The sequence below is a fragment of the Actinokineospora sp. genome (assembly GCF_050699995.1).
In the GTDB taxonomy this organism is placed as follows: Bacteria; Actinomycetota; Actinomycetes; order Mycobacteriales; family Pseudonocardiaceae; genus Actinokineospora.
The window spans coordinates 1-2,286 of the sequence record NZ_JBOHGC010000013.1 but is presented as its reverse complement, the minus strand read 5'-3'; the positions used below and the strand labels follow the sequence as shown (position 1 = coordinate 2,286).

The 2,286-nt window shown below is 69.4% G+C and carries 1 protein-coding gene; it reads left to right on the top strand.

The annotated features are described in order from the left end of the window. The first annotated feature begins 529 nt into the window (after positions 1-529). A complete protein-coding gene (locus tag ACRDSQ_RS00595) occupies positions 530-1,936 on the top strand; it encodes a hypothetical protein (RefSeq protein ID WP_431417810.1) in 1,407 nt (468 codons plus the stop codon). The last annotated feature ends 350 nt before the right edge of the window (positions 1,937-2,286 follow it).

The window sequence follows — 2,286 nt, the reverse complement described above, 5'->3', positions numbered from 1 at the left end:
GCCGAACTGGCGGCCGAGGTCGGCGCCGCCCATCACCACGACCACACGCTCGCCCGCGAGCGCCGTGGCGCGCTCGAGGGCGGTGTGGATGCCGGCGGTCACGAACTCGTGCACGCCACCATCGGGGCTCTGCTCGGGGGCCTGGTGGGTGGCTGAGTCGTCACCGAAGGCCCAATCGTGCAGTCTCGCTATGTGAGTCCGGTTAGCGCCGATCCTCGCGTTCGGCTGAGGTGCGGTTGGGAGCGGCGCGTGGTTGCCGTTCGGCCTTGATCTGTCTGGGTTCTTGGGCTGACCTGGCTCGTCGGTCGGGCCGATTTCGGTGACTGGTCGCGGCATGTGGCCCCGAGACTCCGGGCGGCTTGCATGTCCAGGCGTGCCGGCTGGGGGGTGTCAGCGAATGACAGCGCTGTAGTTTCCGGCTTTCGCGACACCGAGGGGTGTGGCTTGGGACGGGGTGCACCCACTGGCGACCTCAAGATGGTCTACTATCTGCATCGACCAGTCAGTGAGACGTGCCTATCAGGGTCGGGTGGGTGCAGAGTTCTTCACCGCCGCCCGGGACAGCACCCAACGCCGCTACGAGGCGTTGCGGGCCTACTTCGTGGACGGCCTGCCCGCCGCGGAGGTGGCGGCGCGGTGGGGCTACACCACCGCCGCGTTCGAGTCGGTGGTGCGCGACTTCCGGGCCGGCGACCGCGAGTTCTTCATCGAGCGTCGGCCCGGCCCGAAGACCGCGCCGGCCAAGGACGCCGCCCGAGGGCGGATCATCGAGCTGCGCCGAGCGGGGCATTCCATCGACGAGATCGCGGTCGCGCTGCGGGACGGGGGCACGCCGCTGAACCGCACGGGGATCTCCGAGGTCATCGCCGCCGAAGGCTTCGAGCGGCTGTGGCGCCGACCCGAGCCGGCCCGCGGCGGACCCCGCCGCGAGACCCTGCCGCGCGCCAAGGTCATCGACTTCGCCGAGCTGCCCGAGCGGTGCGACACCAAGCTGGCCGGCCTGTTGTTGGCGGTGCCCGAGTTGGTCGCCTTGGACCTGCCCGGCCTCGTGACCGCAGCCGGGTATCCCGGCACCCGCGTCATCCCCGCGATCAGCTCGGTGCTGTCGCTGCTGGCGCTCAAGCTCGTCGGCACCCGCCGCGTCAGCCATGTCGAGGACCTCGCCGCGGACCCCGCCGCCGGGCTGTTCGCCGGCCTGGCCGCCCTACCCAAGGCCACCGCGCTGACCACCTACAGCTACCGGCTCTCCCATGAACGCCAACGCCGGTTCCTCGCCGCGCTCGACACGTCGATGCTCGGCGCCGGTCTCGCAGACGGCGGCGACTTCGACTTGGACTTCCACGCCGTCATGCACTGGGGCGAAGACGCCGCGCTCGAAAAGCACTACGTGCCACGGCGTTCTCAACGCACCCGATCGGTGCTCACGTTCTTCGCCCAAGACGCCGACACCCACAACCTCGTCTACGCCAACGCCGACATCTCCAAAGCCGCCCAGGCCCGCGAGGCCCTCGCGTTCTGTGACCACTGGCGCGAACTCTCAGGCGCCGACCCCGCCACACTCGTCCTCGACCAACGGGTCACCACCCAAGAGGTGCTCGCCGCCCTCGACGCCCGAGGCGTGCGGTTCATCACCTTGCGCATGCGGTCCGCCGCCTTGCTACGCCACATCGACGCCATCGACCCCAAGGCGTGGAAGACCATCTCGCTCGACCGCGACGGCCACTACCGCAAACCCCAGGTCGTCGATGAGGAAGTAACACTGAGCGCCTACCCCGGCACCGTCCGCCAACTCGTCGTGCGGGGCCTCGGCCGCGACACACCCACCGTCATCATCACCAACGACCGGCAACTTGGTAGTACCCCGATTTCGTGGACACGTGGGCTGTACGAACGTGCGTTTGGTCTAGCCGTCGGTGGCGAAGTCGCCGGCCGGTGAGCCTTGGCGAACTCATGGGTTGAGGACTGGTTCGGTGGGACACGGTTGGGTCTCGGTGTTCCCCGCCGCGTTGGGTGCTGGGTCGCTGACGGGCAGGCCCTCGTCGTGGGAGATCCTTGTCAGTGAAGGAGGAAGGGTCCTGGGGTCGGGGTCGTCTGGGAACGGCAAGGCGTCGTCGGTGCGGTCGTCGGACGACGACGGGCACCCCAAGGGGGTGCTCCCCCTTGATGTGATGAAGGAGCGCAGCGCCGCTCCCGTGTGACGGGCCCGGGTTGGTGCGGGCCGGCGCCGAGGTTGAGGGGGTGGCGATGGTCGCGGACGACGTGAGCGTGGTGTTCGAGTGCCCGGCT